The organism is Devosia submarina, assembly GCF_003056345.1.
GTDB classification, from domain to species: Bacteria; Pseudomonadota; Alphaproteobacteria; order Rhizobiales; family Devosiaceae; genus Devosia; species Devosia submarina.
In genome coordinates, this window is record NZ_PYWB01000008.1 from 201,010 (window position 1) to 225,031 (window position 24,022).

The following is a 24,022-nucleotide window of genomic DNA, read 5'->3' on the forward strand; positions in this document are numbered from 1 at the left end:
CGCCACGCACTGTTGCGGAAAACGGAACAAAGCTGCATTGGCCTCAGCCCTGCCGAGCACTAACGCGCTTCTACGTACGAAGTGCACCGAATTGTGCCTCTACGGCCGGCATGTCCCACTCTGGCCATGCTTTTTTCCAGTTTCACGGACTTCAAGACCGCCTCCGACCAGAAGCGCGAGCGTGCCACGCCTCGTCCTGGAGCAGCGCGTTCACATGCGGCGAAAGCCAACACTCCCCTGATCGCCCATGATTATTTTGCCATCCGAGGCGGCGGCGAGAGGCTGGTGCTCACCCTGGCCGAGGCGATCGGGGCCGAAGTAATGTTCGGCTACAAAACCGCCGAAAGCTACGAGGATGAAGTCTTCCCCGAGCATTGTACTGATCTGGCGCTGCCAACGGCCCTTCGCCGTCCCGGCATCAGGGCAGCCACTTTGGCAATTCGCTTCCGCCTCGCAAGGCGCCAGGCGCAAAACTATGGCACGCGCATCTATAGCGGCGTCGCTGCCCCCTTCTCCGCGCCTGCTCGCGGCAACGGCACCAACATCCTCTATTGCCACACGCCCCCGCGCTTCCTTTATGACCAGAAGGATCATTTCGCCGATCGTGCCGGCCGCGACCCGGCACGGCGGCTGGCCTTCGAGCGCTTCCGCGACGGCTACGAGGCCGCTGTCGAGCGCATGGATCTTATCGTTGCCAATTCGCGCACCGTGCAGGAGCGCATCACCCGCTATCTCGGCAAAAGCTCGACCCTGGTGTACCCGCCCTGCGACCTGGAAGCTTTCCGCTGGATCGAGCAGGGCGACTACTACCTCTCCACCGCCCGTCTCTCCCCGCTCAAGCGCGTCGACAAGATCGTTTTAGCCTTCAAGAACATGCCCGAGCGCAAGCTGGTTGTGGCGTCCTCCGGCGAAGACCTCGAAAAGCTCAAGGCCCTCGCAGCAGGCGCCCCCAACATAACGTTCCTGGGCTGGGTCAGCGACGATCAACTCCGCGACCTCATCGGCCGCGCCATCGCCACCATCTATGTCCCGAGCGACGAAGACTTCGGCATGTCCCCGGTCGAATCCATGGCCGCCGGCAAGCCCGTGATCGGCGTCGCCGAAGGCGGCCTGCGCGAAACCATTGTCGATGGCCAAACCGGCATCCTGCTTCAGCCCGGCTTCACCAGCGACGACCTCGCCCACGCCGTCTGCCAGCTCACCCCCGACAAAGCCATCGCAATGCGCCCCACCTGCGAAGCGCGCGCCGAACTCTTCTCGCGCGACCGCTTCATCCAAGGCATGCGCCAGGTTCTCGCCTAGCGTCTCTTGTCGCGCACCAGCGCCGAAATCATATTGCCGAGCCGCCGGCCCAGCCGCGCATAAAGATGGTTCTGCCGCCAGGCCTCCGCCCGCTCCAGCGTCTCGGCCGCCGCCTTGTCGCCCCGATCGAGCTGCTTCAGCACATCCCCGATCCCCCGCGCGATCTCGGCAGGCGAAAGCCCCGGCAGCTGGAACACCGCCTCTTTCACATCATCAAAGATCGGCAGCGGCGTCGTGACCACCGGCAAGCGGCTCGCCAGCCCATACCGCACCGCCCCGCTCGCTGACTCCCCAGTTTTTTGATAGGGGTAAGCCACCAGCCGCGCCGGCGCGAGCAGACGGAGGCTCTGCTCGTCGCTCAGGAAGTCGGTGTGCAACTCCACATGGCTCTGCAGATTGCGCTGGCGGATTACCCGCTGCGCCTCCCCGATCAGCGATGCCGAAACCGGTGCCGGAAACTGCGCATTGACCATCCGCAGCCGCCCCCGGAACCCCTGCTCCCGCATCAAGGCAAACGCCTCGATCAGCTCGATCAGCCCCTTGTCCGGCAGGAAAAACCCATAGCTCGCAATGATCGGCTCCCTGGCCGCTTGCACCACCGGAGCCTCGGTCTCCAACACCCCATGGGGAAACAGCGCAACATTGTCCACCAGCCCCAGCGCCTTGAGCCGGTTGAGATCGGCCACCGAATGCACCAGCAGCCGGTCACAAAGCTTGAGCTCCTGCGCCAAATCCGCCAGCCGCTTGCTCTGCTCATGCGCCGGATCACGCGTTGAATGCAGCGTCACCACCAGCGTCTTGCCGCTCGCATGAATGTCGCGCAGCAGCCGCTTGAGCGCCGGAAAGTCAAAAAACCCGTAATTGAACTGGATCACCACCGCATCCGCCGGGCTCGCCAACACCTTGCGCGCCAGCGCGCCCAGACCCTGCTCCCCCTGGCTCCAGCAGCGCTCGACCTGATACCCCTCCGCTGCCACAGCCGTGCGATCCTGCGCCGCCAAAATCTCCACCGGTACAGCCAAGGCATCGATCAGATGCTGGCTATAGGTCGCAATCCCGCAATGGGCCGCAAACGTGCTGACCCAGCAGATCGACGCTTCTCGCGGAAACGGCGCCTGGGCAAATTCCTGCGCCGCCACCGCCGTCTGCCGCGCCACCGCCCGCCAGCTCATATGTGCGAGCTTTTCCCGCAGCCGCCCCACCCGCGCCCCACGGCTCGCCTCCGGCTCATCCACCGCCCGCCGCATCTTTTGGGCCAAATCCTCGACCGAAGGCTCCGCCCAAACACTATCAAACACCGGCAGATGCGATTGCGCCCGCGCAAATTCGAAATCGATAAGGCTCTCGGGATCATCCCCGAGAAAATCCATCTGCCCGCTCCACCCCGTCGCCAGCACCGGCAGCCCCGACAGGATCGCCTCCGCGATGGGCAGCCCGAACCCCTCCGCCCGGCTCGGCGCCACCAACATATGGCACTGCTCATAGAGCCCCTTGAGCTCTCCAGGCCTCAGATCCCTCTTGAGCACCACGATGTTACCGAGCTCCGGATAGTTCTGCCGCAGCGCCGCCACCTGCGCGTCCACCTCGTTGTGCGGATTATCAAACGTCTTGATCACGAGGGAAACATCATCCCCCCGCGTAAACGCCTGCGCATAGGCCCGCAGCAGGACATCAAGCCCCTTGCGCGGAAACCCTGATGACACATGGAGAAACCGGAACCCCTTCGCCTCTAGCGCAAACGGCTCTGCGGCAACACGCTCCCAATGATCCACCCCATTGGGCACCACCCGGATCGGCACCACGACGCCATTATCCACCAGGAGTTTGCGGACATGCTCCGACGTCACCGTCAGCCCCTGCAGATAGTCGTTGAACCCATCCACCCAATCCTGGGGAAACCCCGTTTCCTCCCAGGCGTAATTATGGAGAAAGTTCAGCCGCCCGGCGCTGTCCCACACCCGTGGCGGATAAAGATTGCGCGAAACAATTCCCTCGCTCGCCCCCGACCTGTCCACAAAATGTGGCGCCAATCCCGGCTCGTCCCGCAACAGCGCCTGTGGCACGGGATAGCTCCCCCCGCCCTCCGCCGAGTGCAGCGCAATTTCATGCCCCTCCGCAATCAGCCCTCGCGCCAATTCTCGATTGACCAGCGCAAGGCTATAGGAACTATCGAACGGCCCCTCCAGCCGCCAATGCTGCCGCTCCGGCAAAGGGCCACGCCGCTTGCGGTGGTCCAGCATTTTTCTGGTATCGGCAATTGCCTGCGCAACGGCATCCAGATCCGCCTCGCTCGCCCCAGCCCGGCCCTGTATCTCCTCCAGCAGCCGCCCTTCGATCTCCTCAGCGTAATGGAGCCACTCGCCCCAGGCGCGCGTGACTGTTTCCCCCGCCACGCTCCGCTCGATCAGCGCAATCGTCTCTCCGGCCGAGCGCTCCCACGAAAAACCTCTCGCTCGCTCCAGCCCATGCCGAACTAGCGTCTCCCGCCACCCCTGATCGGAAAGCGCTCGCCCCATCATGTCGCTGATGTCCCCAACCGACAGCGGGTCGAACAGCGCTTCAGGGAGCCCAATCACCTCCGGCAGGCTCGATGCATTGGCCCCGATCGTCGGCGCTCCCGACTGCATGGCCTCCAGCGCCGGCAAGCCAAACCCCTCATGCAGCGATGGCATCACAAAGAGGGCACAGTCATTGTAAAGCTGCACCAGATCCTGGTCCGGCACATAACCTGCAAAAACAAGGTCCCCCGCCCCCACGCCCCGCTGCCCAGCGAGAAGCGAAAGCGTCGCCCGCTCCCCCTCGCCCATGCGCCCCACCACCAGCAATTGGTGCCGCTCCCGCAACTCAGGCGCCAATGCGGCAAACGCCTCCACCAGCCGCTCGAGATTTTTCCGCGGATCGCCACCTCCGGCGTAAAGCACAAAGGGCTTGCTCACCCCATAGCGCCCCCTCAGCGCCAGTCGCTCCTCATCACTGAGGTCCAGCGGACGGAACAAGCCATCGGCCGCTTCCGACGTATCGGCGATCCGCTCTGGGGGAAATCCCAACTGCTCCCGCGCCTCCCCTGCCGCCGATCGGGAAACCGCCGCCAGCGCCGCCACGGTCTTTAGCTGTGCGATCCGTCCCTCGTAGAACCGCTTGAAGAGGGGATCGTGATCCAGATACCGCCCAGGATTGAGCAGCGGAATAAGATCATGCAGCGTCGCCACAACCGGCACGGGAAACAACGATCCGGCGCTCACCGCCGCATCATCCACATAGCCCTCGAAAAAGCCCGGCACGAACACGGCATCCGCCTCGAGCCCTGCCAGCACGAACTCGCGCAGCAAGGCACTAGCCTCCGCGCGCCACGCATTTTCCGGCCGCTTCCCCCGGCTCTCGGCAAGCCCGGGAAACACCACGAAATCATCGGGCGCCACAAGCCCGCCAAGTTCCGCACGCAGATGGGGAATGGCATCCGGCAGCGCCCCATTGAGCAGCAGGATAAACTGGTGTGGCCCTGCTGTTGCGCACATGGCCTTGGCCATGGCCAATGTATAGCGCCCGACGCCCCGAAACCGGCTTTCGGTCTGCGCGCCCTGCAAGTCGATGATGATGCGCACTATTGATCCTGCAATCTCTGGAGTTTGTCACGCACCGCCTGCCCGCGCGGCGTCAATTGCCCGCCCACATGGCGGCGCTGCCATCCATCCCCGCTCGGCTGGCCCACGGCCAAGACCAAACGCAGCCGCGCCTCCAGCCCCGGCACGGCGCGAATGGCACGCACCAGCGACCGGCGCACATGAGGCCGCTTGTGAACCGCCAGCGCCGCGGAGGACGCCAAGGGCCGCAAACGCTCCCGCACCGCATCCTTGCTCAAGCCCGCCTTGGCCGAGCGCACCATCTGCCCCGCCCCGCGCAGGGGCGCCGTGACCCGCCAGGACGTGCTCCGCTGAATATCCTCCAGCCGCTGTTCCAGTTCCGCCCGCAGCGCCACCAGTTCGCCTCTTAGTTCGGATATCTGTTCCCTGTGAGCGGCCTGCGCTGTCTCGAACGCCGTCCTTTGGACGAGCCCCGCCTCAAACCGCTCCGACAGCGTTTCCAGCGTCAGCCCTCGCTCCCGCGCAAAGGCTGCATCGAATGGCGCCAGCACGTCGGGCTCGGCACTCTTTTGCGCAACAATCGCATAGTCCGGGCTCACGCCTGAAAACACATCCATCAACGACGCCGCCTGCCCGTCCCTGAGCGCCGCCGCTTCCTGCAGCCGCAGCACCTCCACTCTTGCAAACCCATGGTGTCGCGCCAGAAACGAAAGCAGCCCCGGTGGCAGCGGCTTGTTGTGCGTCGGATCCATGTGGAACGTCAGGCTGCCCACCCGCAGATTTTCCGCATTGGGCGTTTCAAGGATCAACAGCCCCCCAGGCTCCAGCACCCGCAGCGCCTGTGCGATCAGCTCCTGCAACACGGCGAATGGCAGATGCTCGGCAATGTGGAAGCCTGACACCACCGAAAGGCTCGCCTCTGCCCGCCCCTTGAGCGCCGCAATGGCATCGCCCTGCTCGGCTGAAAGTCCCCGCGCGAAACAATCCTCGAGCATGCCCGCATCGAGGTCCACGCCATGCGCCGCAAACCCAAGCTCTCCCAAAAGCTCGAGCCATTCCCCCCGCCCGCATCCCAGATCGAGCGCCTTGCCTCCAAATCCCCCTTGCTTGAGCGGCCGCAAGAAATCCTCATAGGCCCGTAGCCGCCCGATAATCTCTGCCCGGTCGCCCCGAAATGCTGCTTCGAACTCGCGATAAAACCGATCAACCGACACGGCTCACCTCCAGCTGCGGCGGCAACCACGACGTGCCGATAAAGGGCGAATGGCTGGGGTTCACCACGGTGAAAACATAGGCCAGATCCCGCCACTCATAATTGCCCGCCACATGCTCATCGCCCCGGTGCAGTGACACGGCGATCGAGTAATTTCCGATCCCAAGATTGGCCGGAAAGCCGAATCTGTACCGGATCGTCTCCCCCGCCTTGGGCGTCACCACGCGCTGCAAATGATATGTATTGGTCCCAAAGATCGGCTGCCCCAGCCGGTCCTTGATCATGTAGCCGACCACCAATTCCGGCAGATCCTGGTGGATGGCGGCCTCGATGCTGAGCACGAGCTCTTGCCCCACCGAAACCGTTTCCAGCGCCTGCCCCGCTTCATCCAGCAACAGAACCGAGGCAATGCTCGCTTCCCCCGTTCCAGAGGTTGTCTGGACGCGCCCACCGCCCATGCTCACCTGCTTGACGTCATAGCCCTCTTTCTTGGCGATCAGCGCATTGTAGAGATCCATCACGTCCTGGGGCGGCCCGTCCATCAGCACGCGCCCATCCGACAGGAGCAGCACCCGGTCGCATAGCGTCACGATCGAGGCCCGGTCATGCGACACCAGCAACAGCGTCGTCCCGCTCTGCTGGAACTCGCGAATGCAGCTAAAGCTCTTGTGCTGGAAAAAGGCATCGCCCACCGACAGCGCTTCATCCACGATCAGGATTTCCGGCCGCCGCGCCGTCGCCACCGCAAAGGCCACGCGCATCTGCATGCCGCTTGAATAGGTGCGCATCGGCTGGTCGAAATAGGGCCCGATATCAGCAAAATCCGCGATGGCCGGCATCAGCCCCGCCAGCTCCTCGCTGCCGATCCCCATCATGCTCGCCGTGTTGACGACGTTCTCACGGCCCGTCAGGTCCCCATTGAACCCCATGCCCAGCTCCAGGATCGCCGCCACGCGCCCCTCCACATGAAAGCTCCCGGAGCTGGGCTGCAGCGTCCCCGTGATGATCTTGAGCAGCGTCGACTTCCCCGCCCCGTTCTCCCCCACGATCCCGACGGCACTGCCCGGTTCGATGGAAAAGCTGAGGTCGCGCAGGACATGGACTTCCTTGGCTGGCTTGATGGGCAAACCGAACCAGCCGGCAATCCGGTGCCATTCCTGCCGATAGCTGCGGAAGGACTTGCTGAGCCCCTGAACCGACAGCGCGCTCATAGAACATCAACCATTTCAGGGCTGGCCCGGCGAAACAGAAACAGGGCAAGCGGCGCCAGGATCAGAACAAGCACGACCACATAGGCGATGCTCGCCCAAGGCACAGGCTCGGCGTAAACAATCAGCCGGTGATACACATCCACCAGATGGTACACAGGGCTGAGCTCCAGCAGTCCTCGAAAACGCTCGGGAATGATGTTGGGTGGATAGACAATGGGCGTGAACCAGAACACGACCTGCAGCAGGATCGGCACGATCTGCTCGATGTCGCGAATGAAAACATTGAGCACGCCCAGCACCAGCCCGACGCAAGCCGCAAAAGCGCTGACCAGCAGCGCCGCCGGGATCACCAGCAGGATCTCGGGCGTAAGCGGATAGCCGAACAGCGCGAACAACACGCACATCACGACAAACAGCGCGGCATTGTTGATCAGCGCCGTCCCCACCACGATCACCGGCAGGACGATGCGGGGAAACCGCACCTTCTTGATCACGTTGGCATTGTTGATGAACACCTTCATCAGCCGATCAACGATCTCGCTGAAGAGGTTCCAAGCCAAAAGCCCCGCAAGGAGGTAGATGGCATAGCCGAACCGGTTCTCGATCCCCTGGATGCGCGAGGCCATCAGCCCCGACAGAATAAACGCATAGATGCAGACCTGCGCTAGCGGGTTGATGACCACCCAGGCAAAGCCCATGCGGCTGCGCACGAAACGCGTCTTGAAATCCGACAGGATGGAGCTTGCGACATAGGCGCGAAAGCTCCACAGACTGCGCAGTAAACCCAGCATAGCCGCTCATCAGTCGGAGTTTTGCGGCGCCGTCCGGTTAAGTGAAAAACCGGAGGACACCGCTGGAGCTCTCCTGATACGGGACCAAAAGGGGAACGTCATGTGGGGGTAACTACGTACCCTCACTCCTCCCGCATGCTCTTGTCGAGCGAGTCCCGTATTGGCTTGACCAGATAATCCACCATGGTCCGCTCGCCCGTGACGATGATCGCATCGGCTGGCATGCCCGGAATAATGCGCCCCTTGATTGTCTCGGGCACATTGCTGTCCGGCACGCTGATGCGCGCGAGATAGTACGCCGGCTGGCGAGTATCCTCGGGATAGATGAGGTCCGGCGAAAGAACGTCTACCGTTCCGAAGATCGTTGGCAAATTGCGGCTCGAAAACGCTGGGAACTTGATCTCCGAAACCTGCCCTGGCGCAAGGCTGTCGATATCGAGCGGGCGCACCTGCGCATTGATCACCAGCGGCTCGTTCTGCGGCACGATTTCCATCATGGTCTCGGCGGGCCGCACCACGCCTCCCATGGTGTGGATGCGGATGTTCTGCACGATTCCGCTTTGCGGCGCCCGGATCAGCGTGCGCGAATTAACGTCCTCCGCCACCACCAGCCGTTCCGTGATCTCGTTGAGCTCGGCGAGCGTGTCCTTGAGTTCGGACGCCGCACGTTCCTGATATTCCTGGTTGATCTGTACGATCTGCAGATCGGTTTCGATGATGCTCTGGTAAGCGCGCGCGGATTCGGACACCAGCTGCCCGTAATTGCCCGTCAGCGCTGCGCTGTCGCGCTCCATCGCCGTAATCTGGTTGGCCCGCACCACGCCCGTGCTTTCCCCGCTGCGCAGCCGCTCGATTTCCGCATCGATCGACGCCTGCTGCCGCTCGATGGCTTGACGCTGCACCGTCAGCCCCGCAATCTGCTGGTGGAACTGCTCGATGCGCGACTGAAGAATGCTGACCTTGCTGTCGCGGATGGCCTTCCTTTCGGTAAACAACTGCCCCTGCGATTTGATCGCCGTTTCGAGCGCCGCCTGGTCCTGCAATTCACCAATCGCAGCAAAATCGGGCTCATCGAGATTGGCCCGCTCCGCTTCGAGCCGCTTTTCCGTCGCCCGCAACACCGCCACGCGCTGCTGCAAAATCGATTGGTTCGCCTGCGCCTGCGTCGGCAGCAGACGCACCAGCATCTGCCCCGCTTCCACGGTCTGCCCTTCCGTTACCATGATCTCGGCGACGATGCCGCCTTCAAGGTGCTGGATCAGCTTGCGGTTGGACTCCACCGCCACCACGCCCGGCGCCACCACGGCGCTGTCGAGCGGCGCCGTCGCGGCCCACACGCCCATCACGCCAAAGGTGATGCCGATGGTTGCGAACCCCAGGAGAATAAACGGCGTCGGAGAATAGCGCCGCGCCGATGTTTTTGGTTTTGTCATCAAGCTCACCCCTTTCAAGCCGAAATCTGCGCCGCAGCCTGCGGCAGTCGCACATCGGGCGCCGCTGCAGCCGCCGCCATGGGCTGCAGGAACTGCTTGGTCGGCACGAAGCGCTGCACGCGCCCGTCCTTCATCACCAAGGTCATGTCCGCCTGGCTCAAGAGATTCATCTTGTGGCTCACAAAGATCACGCTGACCCCCCGCTGCTTGATCGCCGCCAGCGCATTGATCAGCGCCGTCTCGCCCTCGGAGTCCAAGTTCGCATTGGGCTCATCGAGAACGATCAGCGACGGATTGCCGAACAGCGCCCGCGCCAGCCCCACGCGCTGCCGCTGCCCGCCCGAGAGCGAGCGCCCGCCCACCCCAATTTCCGTGTCATAGCCCTGCGGCAGCTTCTGGATCATGTCATGCACACCAGCGAGCTTTGCCGCCGCAACGATATCGGCATCATCGGCCTCCCGGAACCGCGCGATATTTTCCGCGATCGTGCCGGCAAACAGCTCCACCTCTTGCGGCAGATAGCCGACATAGGCGCCCAATTCGTCAGCATTGTAGTGCCCGATCTCGGTCCCATCGAGCCTCACCGTGCCCGCAACACTTGGCCACACGCCCACCAGCGTGCGCACAAGGCTCGACTTGCCCGCCCCGCTCGGCCCCACCACCGCCAGGATCTGCCCCGGCTCGATGGCAAAGTTCACCCCCTGCAGCACAGGCGTCCGGCTCCCCGGCACAAAGGCCGTCAGCCCCTCCACCGCCACCCGCCCCTGCGGCGCCGGCAAGGCCGTCCGCTCAATGTCGGCCGGGATCTGCGCAAACATGGTCTTGAGCCGGCGATAGGATTGGCGCGCGCCCACAAAGCTCTTCCACTGGCCCACCACCTGGTCCACCGGCCCCAGCGCGCGTCCCATCATGATCGAGGCCGCCACCATCACGCCCGCCGACATCTCGCCCTCGAGCACCAGATACGCGCCCACCCCCAGAATCGCGATCTGCATTCCCGCCCGCACGAACTTGGAAATCGAGGAAATCACCCCCGCCTTGTCGCTGGCTGAAGCCTGCAGATCCATCATCCGGTCGTGCCGCTCGAGCCAGCGCCCGCGCAACTGCCCTTCCATGCCCATGGCGCGGATCACTTCGGCATTCTGTAGCGTCGTATTGGCAAATTGCTGCGCCGCCTGGTTGGCATTGTTGGCCTCGTCCAGCGTCTTCTTGGTGGTTAGCTCGCTAATCAGCGCCAGCACGAACACGATGGTCGCCCCGCCCAGCGCCACCGTGCCGATCCAGGGGTGGAACAGGAAACACACCGCCAAAAACAGCGGCACCCAGGGCACGTCGCACATCGCCGTCAGCCCCGACCCCGTCAGGAACTCGCGCAACCGCCCCACATCATTAAGCGCCGCCTGCGAATTGCCCCCCGGATTGACGAGGCTCGCCTTGAGCACGCGGTGAAACAGCGGCCCCGACAGCGCCTCGTCGAACTGGAACCCCGTCCGCACCAAGACGCGCGAGCGCAAAAACTCCATCACCCCATGGATCATCAGCATCAAGACCGCGATCACCGTCAGCATAAGGAGCGTGGTTTCGTTCCGGCTCTGCAGCACGCGATCATAGATCTGCAGCATATAGAGCGGGCCAACGAACAAGAGGATGTTGATTGCCGCCGAAAAGATCAGCGTGCTCCAGATGATCTTGCGGTAAATCCCCAGGGCACGCTGGAAAACGTCGGTCTGAGACATTGCAGCTTTTGCTTTCATGTTTGGTCGGGCTTTGCTTTTTGGCTCAGATAAAAGTCTAGTCGTTGAACATGCGGTCCCAGTCGATCACGTCCTGGTTGCCGCCACTGGGTTGAAACAGCGCCGCTTCTTCTTGCCGGCGCTGCTGGATTTGTTGTTCGCGAAGCTGGCGCGCCTGCGCAATGCGCGGCAGCAGCTGCAAATTCGACATGCTCAGAAGCTGCGCATGCGCCAGCAACAGCGCACCCCCGCGCATTTCGAGAAAAGCCGCGTCGGACAGCGTAGCGAGCGCCGCTTCCTTGACCCGCATCAGCCCGGCCACGCTTCGAGCTGCCTGCCCCGCGGCACCCTTGATCTCGATAGGCCAAGGCTCCAGCAGATCGTGCTTGAGCAAAACGGCCGCCAATTGGCTGCTCCGCTGCAGCTGGGCATTCACATTTTGCAAAAACTGCACCACATCGGCCGTCGGCTTGGCCAGCGCTCCAGCTTCGTCAAAAAACGGCCGCTTGCCTTCCTCGTCCTCTCCGGCAAGGCCCTGGGCCTCGTCGATGCACAGGATTTGCTTGCCCTCATTTTCGGCAATGGCAAAGGGATGCGCGCGCAGCATGGCCGGCACATAGCGCCCCAGCCACGTCCCATCCGAGGCAACAAACATATTCGTCTCGCCCCCAATGCCCAGGACGGCAACCAGCCCCACGACATCATCCTGTTGGACGAAAGCGAGCGGAAAAGCATGCACGGCTTGTCCAAGCTCGCTCGGAGCAATCCCCACCAGGAGACGATTTTGTGCATGGCGATAATGAACCAGGGGACGCCAGAACATGCCGGCATGACGCTCGGCGGACACTGCGTGCACGGCACTAGCCATGAAAATTCCTTGAGTGTGTTCGAAAGAAGAACAGCCTGCCAAACTGTTGCCAAAGCCCCGCCGTCAAAGACGGCGGGGCCATTGATTGCGTGGCTCTTAGCGGAGCGGATTAGGCAGTAACGAACTGAGCTACGTTGTCGTTGTTCAGATCCACAACGCCAGTGAAGCCGACCAGCAAGTCACCATCGAGGCCACCAGCAGCAACATCACCATAGAGGTAGGTATTGCCGTCGAAGATGAACTGAGCAAAGTCGGTCACGTTCGTGCCACCAACACCGATGATCGAAGCGACAGCCTGAACAGCGTCATAGAGAGAATCTGCACCAGCAACTGCGGTGTTCACCAGATTCTGAGCAGTAAAGCCGTCGAAGCCCTCAACGAGCAGGGCGTCGGACGCCGCTGCGAAATCAGCAATCGTAACGCTGCCGTCAAAGCCATCGGCTCCAGCGTTAACGTTGATATTGCCGTCCTGAAGGGTGATGACGTCGTCGCCTGCACCTGTCACGATCGACAGGTCAGTGTCCCCGGTAGCCTGCAGACCAACAACGATGTTGTCATTGCCCGCACCAAAGTCGAAGGTAACTTCGTCAGCGTCGGAGGCCACGTTGTTGAACAGAACCGTGTCATTGCCCGAGCCGAGAGTGACAGAAGCCAGATCGAGAACGTCGGCACCGACATTGATCAAGTTGATGCGGATACCGCCAGTGGACTCGGCAGCATCAACAGTTACCAGCTCAGCAGCACCTGGACCAGCAATTGCGAGATCAACATTGTTGCTCACTGCAAGGTTGAGAGTGGTGACATCAGCGTTGGTGGCAGCCGCATCATTGTCGACACTGATGTCCAGGTCGGCGTATTCACCTGCCGCGATTCCGGTCTGGTCGACAGAACCGGAGATTGACACCGTGTTCAGAGCAGCGCCCGTGAAGGTCAATGTGCTACCAGCAGCAACATTGTCCAGAGCAACAGCAGTGGATGCTGCACCAGCAGCTGATGCCACTGTCGCGGTTACTGCAGCATTGCGGAAACCAGCGGTCTGACCCGCCTGAAGGTTGCTGATGCTGCCGCCGTTGTTGATCTGCCAAATTGCTTCAGCGCCTTCGAATACCGAAGCGTCAACTGTGCCGACGGAAGCGGTACGGATCAGGTTGATGGTCTCGATGTTCGAGATAGAAACGGTCGGAGCGATAGCCAGACCACCATCGACATACAGGTCCAGCGTGTCGTTCCCAGCGCCACCCTTGAGGTCGTCAAAGCCGTTGAGATCAGCTTCAACGCCCTGGAACGTGTCATTGCCACCTGTGCCGACGAACTGATCGAGACCTGAGGTGAGGGTGAATTCGTCACCGGTCACACCACCGCCAATGAAAGCATCCGTTTCGGCGTTTGCAGCTTCAACCGAGGCTGCAGTACCATCAACACCATTGATGACTTCCACGGCAGCGGCAGCAGCTTCGTCATTGTAGACGAAACCAGGCAGATCGGCCGCTTCGCGTGCGAAGTACACACCGGCCTCAACCTTGTTGTCGATGATAGCCTGATCGGATGGGTTATTCACAGCACCCGAGATCACGTCGAGGATGAAGTCACCGATGTCTGTGCCGTTGTTCAGCTGGGCAGTCCAGTAGGCCAGGCCTTCAGCATCGGGGGTGCGGTTGAACAGGTTCAGGTAAACCTGGGTGATGAAGGCCTGTGGCGAAGCAATGTTCGGGTTCGCAAGGTAGGGGTACTTGGCCTGCGATTCAGCCTGCACCGAGAAGGACTCGGCGATCTCGGCAAGCGAGAAGCCGTCGTTCAGGCGGCCAACCCAGTAGTTCAGACCGACTGGATCGGGAGCACGGCCGAAATAGCCGATATAAAGTGACGTAATTTGTTCAACAGGCGTCATGTCTCATTCCTTTGTTGACATACCCTCACCGACGCCAAGCAGCGCCGCACGGTTTTGCCCAGGCCCCGAGCCGATCCGCGCAGCGGAAAAGAGCCGAGGCCCAGACGAGGGAATTTGGAAAAACTCACTCCCGGGCGGCTGCCCGGAAGGCGAGACTTTCCATCACGGCAGCCCTCCGACTGCCGAGAAAGAGAGTCACGTTTAGCGCATTGCGTATCTAAATCGGAGTCGTATCCTCACATACGTAGTTTATCGTAGGTGTATTCACCAAGTATTCGCGCAGCCAACCTACAAACACGACTGTAGAAACGATTCATTTGACGCTGGTGATTTGATATCGGCAGGAATTTATATTGGCAAGGGGGTGTACAGTAAATTTCATACCCTGTAGAAACAGCGGGGCAAATCGGCAACACAACCGGCGCCGGAGCTACGATTTCCTGGAGTAAGCGCCTTCGCGCGACTCGGGACCACTATAGCTTCGTTGACGCACGGACGGCCGAACTATACTTATAAGCAACAGGGCAGCCGCTCGGGCGGCAAAAATTCGGGGCGTGGACGATGCTTTCAAAACTCAAGGCTGGTGCGGAGCCATCCAACCCATTGCGGCTCGATGCGGGCGCCTGGCTCAAGCAGGCGCGCGAGGAGGCCGGGCTCTCCCAGCGCGAGCTCGCCAACATCCTCAACCTTGACTATTACACCTTTATTTCGCAGCTCGAGAACGGCCGGGGCAAGATCCCATCCAATCGTTATCGCGAATGGGCCGGCGCACTCAAAGTCGATGAGAAGATCTTCGCCAAGACGATGCTGCGCTATTACGACCCGCATAGCTACGACATCTTGTTCGGTCAGGACGTCGCCTAGGCAAGCGGGCAGAGTTTCGGCAGGGAGGACCGGCTGACAATGGCCACCATATTCAGCTTCAGCCAGCGGCGCGAAAAAGCGCCCGCAGCCAGGCCGGCCGCGCCCGCGCCTGCGCGCGATTGGACCAATCAGGAGCTGAGTGATCTTTACCGCGCCGTGGCGAGCCTTGCGCAATCCGGCATCGTGGTGGACGTCGATCGCGGCCTCACCGACGAGGGCGATCCCTGGATGGTGCTCTGCCGGCTGGATGGCGAGGTTTTCATCCATTTCTGCCGCCTCGATGGCCAATATCTCCTCGACAGCCCCGCCCTCGCGCGTCCCCTGCGCGGCGAGCACTTTGCCGAGCTGGTCGACCTTTTTATCGCCCAGGCCGCCCGCGCTGCCGCCCCCAATGTCGTGGCCTTCCGCGCCTCCAAGGTGTTCCTCCACCCCGCCGCGCTCCTCACGATCTTGGTTTGGTCGCTCTACGTCTGGTCCAGCGACACCGGCGAAGCTCAGGCCGCCGAATGGAGCGATGATGGCGCCGTCCTGCCCGAGCATATTCTGGCCGCAGCAGCGCAAACCGCCAGCGAGGCCCCAGACGCTCCGGACGCGCCGCCGTCTCCCGCCGCCAAAGCCGCACCGCTGCTCGATGGCGTCACGCCCGAGCGCATGGCCAGCCGCCTGATCCAGGCCATGGACCACGCCGGCGCCCTTTCCGCGGGCAACCAGGCCGCCGCCATGCAATTTTTGGCCGTGGTCAGCACCCTTGTCCTGACCAGCGCCAGCACCACCGCCCTCAACAACAGCGGCGAGGCCGCCCCCTCCCTGCTCACCGCCACGCTCCTGCCCGAAGCAGCCCCCGCCCAGGCACCCGAGCTTGATCAGGGCACCACGGCAGAGGGAGCCCGCGACCTTGCGCAGGGCCTGCAAGCCCAGCTCGCCTCCAAAACTGCGGGCGACACATCAGAGCTTTCCCTCGGCGAACCACACACCATCGTCCTTGCCAGCATGCTCCCCGAAGCCCCCGGCGAACCCTCAACCGCACACGCCGCGCTCCATCCCGCGCTTTTCGTTTCGGCGATGCCCACCCCTGCACCCGAGGGCGCCCACCCCGTCACCCTGCCCAGCAACGCCATCCACTCCACCGCCCCCCTTGGCGCTGGCGACATCGCCATGGTGCTCGGCAGCACGATTTCCCTCGAGCGCTACCACATCAATGGCCTCGACCTGTTCGCCAGCTTCAACCCCGCCGACATGCAGGGCCTCCAGATCGCAGGCGAGGCTGGCAGCGCCGGCTTTGTCGATCTCCTCTTCGATGCTCCCCAGCTCGAAACACCCGATGCCGCGACCCAGCACGGCTCCTTTGGCGAAGCTGCCCGTGCCATTATCGATGCCTTCCTCGATCAGGCCGGCGATCTTCAGATTGTCGCCAGCGCCAATGAACTGGTTTTGATTGATTTAACGGCGTTCGACGATACAATGGACCAAGCCTACGCTTATAGCTGGTCGATGGAAGACGGCGGCACGATATCGGCGCTGGGCCATGTCGCATTCTTTGCCGATTTCGCCCTTGTCTAGGAGGGCCTGCGGCCACAGCACGGATCTTTGCCGCATCCATGCGTGTTCTGCATTTCTTCAAGACCTATCTGCCAGACAGCTTCACCGGCGTTGAACGCGTTATCCACGCCATTGCCGAATCGACCGTTGAACACGGCATCGTCACCGACGTCCTATCGCTCAGCCCCAACCCAAACCCCACGCCCATCCCGGTCGGCAGCCATTATTCGCATCAATCCCGTCAGGATGCCTACATAGCCTCCACGGGCCTCTCCCGATCCGTCTTCCGCGACTTCCGGCGCCTTGCCGCACAAGCCGATCTTGTCCACTACCATTTCCCATGGCCTATGATGGACCTCGTGCATCTCGCGGTGCGGCACGGCAAGCCCAGCGTCGTCACCTACCATTCCGACGTGGTGAAACAGCAGGGCCTCCTTCGCCTCTACCGCCCATTGATGCACCGCTTCCTTGGCTCCGTCGACGCCATCGTCGCAACGTCGCCAAACTACGCGCAAACCAGTCCGATCCTCTCGCATTACAGGGAAAAACTGCGCACGATTCCCATCGGAATCGGCCCAAGTGCGGTACTGGACGATAACAGTCTGCTAACGCGAACGGGGCAAATGCCACCCCGCTTTTTCCTGTTCCTGGGCGCCATGCGCTACTACAAGGGCCTCCCCTTCCTCCTCGAAGCCGCCCGTATTTCAGGCCTGCCGGTGGTCCTCGCCGGCTCCGGCGACCCCGGCGAAACACCCCCAAATGTCACTGTCCTTGGCGAAGTCACCGAAGCTGAAAAGCAAGCATTATTAGAGGCTTGCACCGCCTTCGTCTTCCCCTCGCACCTCCGGTCCGAAGCCTTCGGCGTCGCCCTCCTTGAAGCCGCCCGCGCCGGCAAACCCATGATCTCCTGCGAGATCGGCACCGGCACGAGCTACGTAAACCTGAACAAAATTACGGGCCTAACCATCCCCCCCGCCGATCCCCAAGCCCTCGCCGCCGCCATGCAGTCCCTCTGGAGCGATTCGCTACGACGCGAACAAATGGGCGCCGCCGCCCGCGCTCGCTACGAAAACCTCTTTACCGCCAAGAAGATGGGGAACAGCTACGCCGCGCTTTACCGGGAGCTGATCGCGTGAAGATCCTTGTCACCGGCGCCAGCGGCTTCGTCGGCCGCACCCTTGTTCAAACCCTCCGTGCCGCCGGCCACACCGTCCAAACCGCCGGCTTTTCCAGCCCCCACGTCGACCACCGCATCCCCCTCGGCCCCAACGCCGATTGGACCCAGGCCCTTGCCGACTGCGACGCCGTTGTTCATGCCGGCGGCCGCGCCCATGTCCTCGACAAATCGGCCACTTCTGCCAGCACCTTCGACGACATCAATACAAAGGGCACCCTCCGTCTGGCCGAGGCCGCGAGGCGAGTTGGCGTTCGGCATTTCATCTTCATCAGCTCCATCGCAGCCCTCGGCGAGCGCGAAGATAAACCGCTGCAAGAACAAGACATTTCTCGTCCCACCACCCCCTATGGCCGCTCGAAACTCGCTGCCGAACAGGGCCTGCTTGCCATGGACGGATTGCGCGTCACCTGCCTGCGCCCACCGCTCGTCTACGGCCCCGACGCCGGCGGCCGCTTCGGGCAAATGCTGCGCTGGTGCGCCCGCGGCCTGCCGCTTCCCCTTGCCGGAATCCGCAACCAGCGCAGCTTTCTTGCCGCGCCAAATCTCGCCGACGCTGTCCGCCTCTGCCTGGCACAAGGCGAAAATGCCACCGGCATTTTCCACCTCGCGGACGAGGGTACATTGTCTACCCCAGAACTGCTCCAGCTGATCGGCCAAGGCCTCGGCAAACCCGCGCGGCTTCTTGCGATTCCCCCTTTCGCCCTGCACACCATGCGCCGCTTCGGCCTAGCCCAGCCCATCGACAAACTGTCACAAAGCCTGGTCGTCGACACCAGCAAATTTCGCGCGCAATGCGGCTGGATCCCACCTGTCCAACTGCGCGATGGGATCGTCGATGCGGCCCGGCGCTATCGGGAGAACGCCAGCCCATGAGCGCTTCCTGGGGCTTCCTTCTTTGCCTGGGTGTCGGAGCGCTTGGCTGGTTCCTGACCATTCAGATCGAGCGAAATGCTGTTCATCTAGGCCTGGTGCAACACCCCAATCACCGCTCCTCCCACCATGTGCCCACCCCTAGCGGCGGCGGCGCGGCCATCGCCACATCAACGCTCTTGGCACTGCTAATCCTGGGCCTTTCCGGTGAATCGCAGCTCTGGCCGATCCTCCTCGCAACCGCGCTGATCGCCGCACTTGGCCTTGCCGATGACCTCCGAGACCTCCCTGCGGCCCTTCGTTTTCCCATGCAGGCACTGGTGCTCGGCGCCCTCGTTTGGGCACTCGGTCCCCTGCCCGATCTCCCCCTTATGCCCACCCTTACCCTCTCCGGTATGCTGCTCGCATTGATCGTGCTTTTTGGAGGGCTCTGGTGGCTCAATCTTTTCAACTTCATGGATGGCATTGATGGTCTGGCTGGCACCCAGGCAATTTTTATCCTCCTTGGTGCCTGCCTGCTCTGGTGGACCGGCCATCCCGAGGCACCGGAAACGCCTGCCTTTTGGATGGCGCTCACCACCTCGGCGGCAACAGCGGGCTTCCTGCTGCGCAACTGGCCTCCAGCACGTATCTTCATGGGCGATGCGGGATCTAACAGCCTCGCACTTATCATTTTCGCGTTGGCCCTGCTCACCTTGAGCGCCGGCCAGATCGGCTACCAGGCCTGGCTGATCCTGCCATCGGTCTTTGTGTCCGACGCCACGCTCACCCTTGTTCGGCGCATGTCACGCGGCGAAAAGCCCTGGCACGCCCATCGCCGCCACGCTTATCAGCAGCTATCCCGCCGCTGGGGACATCGCAATGTGACGCTGCTTTATGGCGCCTTGACCCTTCTTTGGGCCCTGCCTTTGGCATGGCTCGTGCAAGGCGATGGCAACTGGCTTGTGGTCGCGCTTGCTTACGCGCCGCTCGTCGGATGCGCCGCCTGGGCCAATGCGGGCGGCGCAACGGAAACCTCCGCCTGATCGGCAAGCGGCGCGGATTCGGCAACAAAGTCGAACAGGATCTTGCGCGCAGCCTGCTCGTCCCGGTCGAGAAGCGCCTGCTCGAGCTTGCTCAATTCAGCTGGGAAATCCTGGATATCCCGCCGCCCAATGGCCCGCAGGATCTTGGGATGGCGCGTCTGCTGGGCGTTCGCGGCATCATAAAACAGCTCTTCGAACATCTTCTCGCCCGGCCGGCTGCCAACTGTCACGATCTCAATACTGCCGCCCGGATTGGCCGCATCCCGCACGGTTTCACCCGCCAGCTGGATCATGTTGCGCGCAAGGTCCGCGATCTTCACCGGCTGCCCCATTTCCAGCAAGAAGGTATCACCACCCTCCGCCAAGGCACCCGCCTGCACGATCAACTCGGCGGCCTCGTGGATCGACATGAAATAGCGCGTCATTTCCGGATGGGTCAGGGTCACCGGGCCACCCTTGGCAATCTGTTCTTCAAACAAGGGCACCACAGAGCCATTCGAGCCCAGCACGTTGCCAAAACGCACGGCGCTAAACCTTTGTCCGGTGCCCGCCTCCTGAGCTTTTCCGGCAAAGTGGCGCATGATCAGTTCCGCCCAGCGCTTGGTCGCGCCCATCACATTGGTGGGACGCACCGCCTTGTCCGAGGAGATCAGGACGAAATCACGCACCCCCGCCTCAAAGGCCGCCCGAGTGACGGCGAGCGAGCCGAAAACATTGTTGCGAATGCCTTCAAGCGCATTGGCTTCCACCATGGGCACATGCTTGTGCGCCGCGGCATGAAACAAAACCTCGATGCCATTCTGCTCCAGCACGCGCGCCAGCAATGGCCCGTCTGCGATCGACCCCAGCACGGGAACCACTGGAAATCCAGCCTTCGCCATCAAAGCGCGATGAATGTTGTAGAGCGCGAACTCGTTTTGCTCCAGCAGCACCAGAACCTTGGGCGACCAGAGCGTAATCAGCCGGCACAATTCCGAACCGATAGATCCGCCGGCGCCGGTCACCAGGATCGCACGGTCACGGATCATCTCGCCCAAAAGCTCGGATTCCGCAGGCACCGACGAGCGGCCCAGCAATTCGTCGATGTCGATTTCCTGGATCTGGTTGACTAGGTACTTGCCCGTCAGCAGGTCCGCAATATGGGGCAGCGTCCGGATCTTGATCGGGTGCTGCGTGAGGCTCGTGACGATCTGTTGCCGCTTTTCCAGCGACACCGACGGCATGGATAAAATAACCTCCTCCACCCCGTAATTGGTGATGAGGTTGGGCAGTTCGGAAGGTGGATAAACCCGCTGTCCCGCGATGTCACGACCATGCAGGCTCCGGTCGTCATCAAGGAACCCCACGATCAGCCGCCGACCTTGCGAGCGAAGAGCCAACGCTAGTTGCGAGCCGGCCTCGCCTGCCCCGTAGATCACGATCTGGCCGCGCCGCAACTGCTCTTCGGGCGGCGCCCAGATGAAATGCTTGGCGGCAAACCGGCTGCCCACGATCAGGAGCCCTCCGATCAGCCAGTAGAAAAACGGCACCGAGCGCGGCACGATGCCATTTCCGGCCATCTCGGCCAGAAATACGAAGAACACCCAGACAAAGGCCGCGAAAGTCATGGCCTGCAGCATGGTCCAGATGGCCCGCTCGGGCAGGTAGCGGATCACCGCCCGGTAGAGCCCCATGCGAATAAAGATCGGGATGGCAACCATCGGCGCTGCCGCGATCACCAGCCATTGCTGCGGCCGCGGCGTGAAAAACCCGCCATAGCGCAGGGCATAGCTGCACCACACGGCCAGCACCAGCACTGCAACGTCAAAGCAAATCAGCACGACACGCTTGAGCGGACGCGGCATATCGGCCAGCGCCGTCTTTATGGACTCAAAGATCGCCAATCTCTTCCGACTCTGACACGGGCCTTGCACGGCAGGATTTCGTGCCTGCAGAATCCCTTAAGTACCGGCTCCCATCGGGAAATGAAAGAGTCCGATGGAGCCGGATGGTCAAGCGCCATCCGGCGCATGCTTGCCCCTGTGCAAAATAGGGCAAGTTCAACTCCGAACATAGCACTCGCGGGCATAAGTACCTCCCTCGCGCCGCGCCGGTAAAACATCCATCCACCCAGTTGAAACAAACCCGCCCGCGGAGCATTTTACAGCCCACACGCGGCTCGGAAGGCCGACAAAACAAGGAGAGATCAATGAAGCTCTTGCGATTGCTGCCCGCTCTTGTTGCCCTGAGCCTGGCTGCTCCGGTCCTGGCCCAGTCTGCCCTCGACGAGATCAAGCAGGCCGGCGTCCTGCGCATCGGCACCGAAGGCACTTATGCCCCCTTCACCTTCCACGATGCCAGTGGCGAGCTGGTCGGCTTCGACGTTGAGATCGGCCGCGAGATCGCCGAGCGCATCGGGGTTGAAGCCCAGTTCGTCGAAGGTCCCTGGGACGGTTTGATCGCCGGGATCGACGCCAACCGCTATGATGTTGTCATCAATCAGGTCGGCATAAACGAGGAGCGTCAGGCCAAGTACGACTTCTCCGAGCCCTATATCGCCTCCAAGGCTGCCCTCGTGGTGAAGGCCGACAACACCGACATCACCAGCTTTGAAGCACTTTCCGGCAAGCGGGCCGCTCAGACCCTGACCAGCAACTACGGCAAGCTCGCGCAGCAATACGGCGCCGAGATTGTCCCGACCGAAGGGTTCGATCAGTCGATCGCCTTGGTTCTGCAGGGCCGCGCCGACGCCACCATCAATGACAGCCTCTCTTTCTTCGACTTCACCAAGCAACAGCCAGACGCCCAGGTGAAGATTGCCGCCACCGAAGCCGATGCCGATTTCTCCGGCGTTCTTCTTGCCAAGGGCAAGCCTGAACTGCTCCAGGCCATCAATGATGCCCTTGCCGAAATCCGCGAGGACGGTACCTATAGCGAGATTTCCGAGAAATACTTCGGCGAAGACGTCTCGCAATAGCCTTCACGCCCCGCTATCGTTAGGGATCGGCTGCACAAAAGCAGCCGGTCCTTTTTCGTGAGCTGACGGATTCCGCCATGCCCCATTGGCTCTCTCTGATGATCGAGTCGCTGCCATCGCTGCTGATGGCATGCGTTCTTTTTACGATCCCACTGACGCTCCTGTCCTTTGTGCTCGGCCTGGGCGTTGGCTTTATTGCAGCCGTCACGCGGTTGTTCGCGCCCAAACCCTTTGCCGCCATCGTGCGCTTCTATGTTTGGATCATCCGCGGCACACCGCTCCTGGTGCAGCTCTTTTTGATCTTCTATGGCCTGCCCAGCGTGGGCATCGTGCTTGACGCCTTCCCCGCTGCCCTGATCGGGTTCACGCTGAATGTGGGCGCCTATACTTCCGAAATCATCCGCGCCGTGCTCCTTTCCGTGCCCAAGGGCCAGTGGGAAGCCGCCTATTCCATCGGCATGACCTGGCCCCAGGCCATGCGCCGCACCATATTGCCGCAAGCTACCCGGATCGCCGTCCCGCCCCTCTCCAACACCTTTATCTCCCTGGTGAAGGATACATCGCTGGCCGCGGCCATCACGGTTCCTGAACTTTTTCGGGCCGGCCAGCGCATCGTTGCCACGACCTATGAACCGCTGATCCTCTACGTGGAGGTGGCGCTGATCTACCTCGTGGTCAGCTCGGTTCTCTCGAGCCTTCAGGCGCGCGTCGAAAAGCGCTTCTCGCGCTATGGCGGCTTCATCGAGGCCGCATCATGATCGCTCTGACCGACATTCACAAAAGCTTTGGCGACCTCCACGTCCTCAAAGGCACCAGCATCGAAGTGCCCGAACGCGGTGTCACGGCCCTTATCGGTCCCTCCGGCAGCGGCAAGAGCACCCTTTTGCGCTGCGTGAACCTTTTGGAAATGCCCCAATCGGGCCGAGTCGCCATCGACGACGAGATCGTTGAATTCACCCCCACCAACCGCCCCAGCCGCGATGCCATCCTGCGGCTCCGGCGCAAAACGGGCATGGTGTTCCAGAATTTCCAGCTCTTCCCCCATCTGACTGCCCTCGGCAATGTCATGGAAGGCCTGACCACGGTCCTCCAATGGCCACACGACAGGGCGCGGCAGCGGGCGCTTGAACTGCTCGAAAAAGTCGGCATGACGGCAAAAGCCGAGGCTTGGCCATCAAATCTCTCGGGTGGGCAGCAGCAGCGCGTCGCCATTGCCCGCGCCCTTGCTCCCTCTCCCAAGGTTCTCCTGTGCGATGAACCCACCTCCGCCCTTGACCCACAGCTTGCCGCCGAAGTGGTGGAAGTCTTGGCCCAATTGGCGCGCGACGGCACGACCATGCTGATGGCGACCCATGATCTGCGCCTGGCCGCGACCATTGCTAGCAATGTGGCGTTCCTTGATGGCGGGGAGATCGTTGAAGCCGGCCCAGCCCGCCAGGTCTTCGGCGCCCCTCGGGACGAGCGCACCAGGCTTTTTATCTCAACCCTTACCGCCCAAACATCGCTGCCGGACGCTTAGAGCTGAAAAGCCTGCTGCCAGCGTGACCTCACGGGCGCAATGGTGTAGTTGC

Annotated in this window: 18 protein-coding genes; 9 read left to right on the forward strand and 9 right to left on the reverse strand. The window is 62.1% G+C overall.

Going from position 1 to position 24,022, the window contains the following annotated elements; genetic code table 11:
- The first annotated feature begins 126 nt into the window (after window positions 1-126).
- On the forward strand, window positions 127-1,302 hold the full coding sequence (locus DDE77_RS13635; RefSeq protein ID WP_108398024.1) for a glycosyltransferase: 1,176 nt from the start codon (window positions 127-129) through the stop codon (window positions 1,300-1,302).
- Here the strand turns inward: DDE77_RS13635 and DDE77_RS20085 are convergent.
- From DDE77_RS20085 to DDE77_RS13675, 8 genes are all read right to left on the reverse strand, one after another.
- Entirely contained in the window at window positions 1,299-4,904 is a 3,606-nt protein-coding gene (locus DDE77_RS20085; RefSeq protein ID WP_108398025.1) for a glycosyltransferase, read from the reverse strand. The genes DDE77_RS13635 and DDE77_RS20085 overlap by 4 nt on opposite strands.
- Entirely contained in the window at window positions 4,904-6,097 is a 1,194-nt protein-coding gene (locus DDE77_RS13645; RefSeq protein WP_108398026.1) for a class I SAM-dependent methyltransferase, read from the reverse strand. The genes DDE77_RS20085 and DDE77_RS13645 overlap by 1 nt, the downstream gene beginning before the upstream one ends.
- Window positions 6,087-7,307, reverse strand: coding sequence for an ABC transporter ATP-binding protein (locus DDE77_RS13650; protein ID WP_108398027.1), 1,221 nt, complete (start codon window positions 7,305-7,307; stop codon window positions 6,087-6,089). Before DDE77_RS13650 ends, DDE77_RS13645 begins: the two co-directional genes overlap by 11 nt.
- The gene (locus DDE77_RS13655) at window positions 7,304-8,098 is read right to left on the reverse strand and encodes an ABC transporter permease (protein ID WP_108398028.1); all 795 of its coding nucleotides are present in this window, start codon (window positions 8,096-8,098) and stop codon (window positions 7,304-7,306) included. The genes DDE77_RS13650 and DDE77_RS13655 overlap by 4 nt, the downstream gene beginning before the upstream one ends.
- Window positions 8,099-8,220: 122 nt before the next feature.
- On the reverse strand, window positions 8,221-9,531 hold the full coding sequence (locus DDE77_RS13660) for an HlyD family type I secretion periplasmic adaptor subunit (protein WP_108398029.1): 1,311 nt from the start codon (window positions 9,529-9,531) through the stop codon (window positions 8,221-8,223).
- A 14-nt stretch (window positions 9,532-9,545) separates the two neighbouring features.
- Entirely contained in the window at window positions 9,546-11,267 is a 1,722-nt protein-coding gene (locus DDE77_RS13665) for a type I secretion system permease/ATPase (protein ID WP_210204395.1), read from the reverse strand.
- Between the two features lie 55 nt (window positions 11,268-11,322).
- The gene (locus tag DDE77_RS13670) at window positions 11,323-12,132 is read right to left on the reverse strand and encodes a SapC family protein (protein ID WP_108398031.1); all 810 of its coding nucleotides are present in this window, start codon (window positions 12,130-12,132) and stop codon (window positions 11,323-11,325) included.
- Window positions 12,133-12,241: 109 nt separating this feature from the next.
- Window positions 12,242-14,020 (reverse strand): DUF4214 domain-containing protein, encoded by a 1,779-nt coding sequence (locus DDE77_RS13675; protein ID WP_108398032.1) that lies wholly within the window; start codon window positions 14,018-14,020, stop codon window positions 12,242-12,244.
- A 561-nt stretch (window positions 14,021-14,581) separates the two neighbouring features.
- Here DDE77_RS13675 and DDE77_RS13680 point away from each other — a divergent pair.
- From DDE77_RS13680 to DDE77_RS13700, 5 genes are read left to right on the forward strand one after another with little or no spacing between them, the layout of a single operon-like run.
- A complete protein-coding gene (locus tag DDE77_RS13680) occupies window positions 14,582-14,884 on the forward strand; it encodes a helix-turn-helix domain-containing protein (protein ID WP_108398033.1) in 303 nt (100 codons plus the stop codon).
- 39 nt (window positions 14,885-14,923) lie between these two features.
- Window positions 14,924-16,444 carry a hypothetical protein gene (locus tag DDE77_RS13685; protein ID WP_108398034.1) on the forward strand — a complete coding sequence of 507 codons (1,521 nt, stop codon included), beginning with the start codon at window positions 14,924-14,926 and terminating at the stop codon, window positions 16,442-16,444.
- Between the two features lie 38 nt (window positions 16,445-16,482).
- Window positions 16,483-17,559 carry a glycosyltransferase gene (locus tag DDE77_RS13690; RefSeq protein ID WP_108398035.1) on the forward strand — a complete coding sequence of 359 codons (1,077 nt, stop codon included), beginning with the start codon at window positions 16,483-16,485 and terminating at the stop codon, window positions 17,557-17,559.
- Window positions 17,556-18,473, forward strand: a complete 918-nt coding sequence (locus DDE77_RS13695) for an NAD-dependent epimerase/dehydratase family protein (protein WP_157959829.1) — start codon at window positions 17,556-17,558, stop codon at window positions 18,471-18,473. The genes DDE77_RS13690 and DDE77_RS13695 overlap by 4 nt, the downstream gene beginning before the upstream one ends.
- Window positions 18,470-19,495: an MraY family glycosyltransferase gene (locus DDE77_RS13700; RefSeq protein WP_157959830.1), complete on the forward strand. Its 1,026-nt coding sequence runs from the start codon at window positions 18,470-18,472 to the stop codon at window positions 19,493-19,495. Before DDE77_RS13695 ends, DDE77_RS13700 begins: the two co-directional genes overlap by 4 nt.
- Here DDE77_RS13700 and DDE77_RS13705 read toward each other — a convergent pair.
- A complete protein-coding gene (locus tag DDE77_RS13705) occupies window positions 19,429-21,378 on the reverse strand; it encodes a polysaccharide biosynthesis protein (RefSeq protein WP_342748574.1) in 1,950 nt (649 codons plus the stop codon). The two genes, DDE77_RS13700 and DDE77_RS13705, sit on opposite strands and share 67 nt — an antisense overlap.
- 305 nt (window positions 21,379-21,683) lie before the next feature.
- Between DDE77_RS13705 and DDE77_RS13710 the strand changes: the two genes are divergently transcribed.
- The 3 genes from DDE77_RS13710 to DDE77_RS13720 all read left to right on the forward strand — a co-directional run bounded on the left by DDE77_RS13710 (window position 21,684) and on the right by DDE77_RS13720 (window position 23,970).
- Window positions 21,684-22,451 (forward strand): amino acid ABC transporter substrate-binding protein, encoded by a 768-nt coding sequence (locus tag DDE77_RS13710; protein ID WP_108398038.1) that lies wholly within the window; start codon window positions 21,684-21,686, stop codon window positions 22,449-22,451.
- A 77-nt stretch (window positions 22,452-22,528) separates the two neighbouring features.
- A complete protein-coding gene (locus tag DDE77_RS13715) occupies window positions 22,529-23,209 on the forward strand; it encodes an amino acid ABC transporter permease (RefSeq protein WP_108398039.1) in 681 nt (226 codons plus the stop codon).
- A complete protein-coding gene (locus DDE77_RS13720) occupies window positions 23,206-23,970 on the forward strand; it encodes an amino acid ABC transporter ATP-binding protein (RefSeq protein ID WP_108398040.1) in 765 nt (254 codons plus the stop codon). Before DDE77_RS13715 ends, DDE77_RS13720 begins: the two co-directional genes overlap by 4 nt.
- Window positions 23,971-24,022 lie beyond the last annotated feature (52 nt).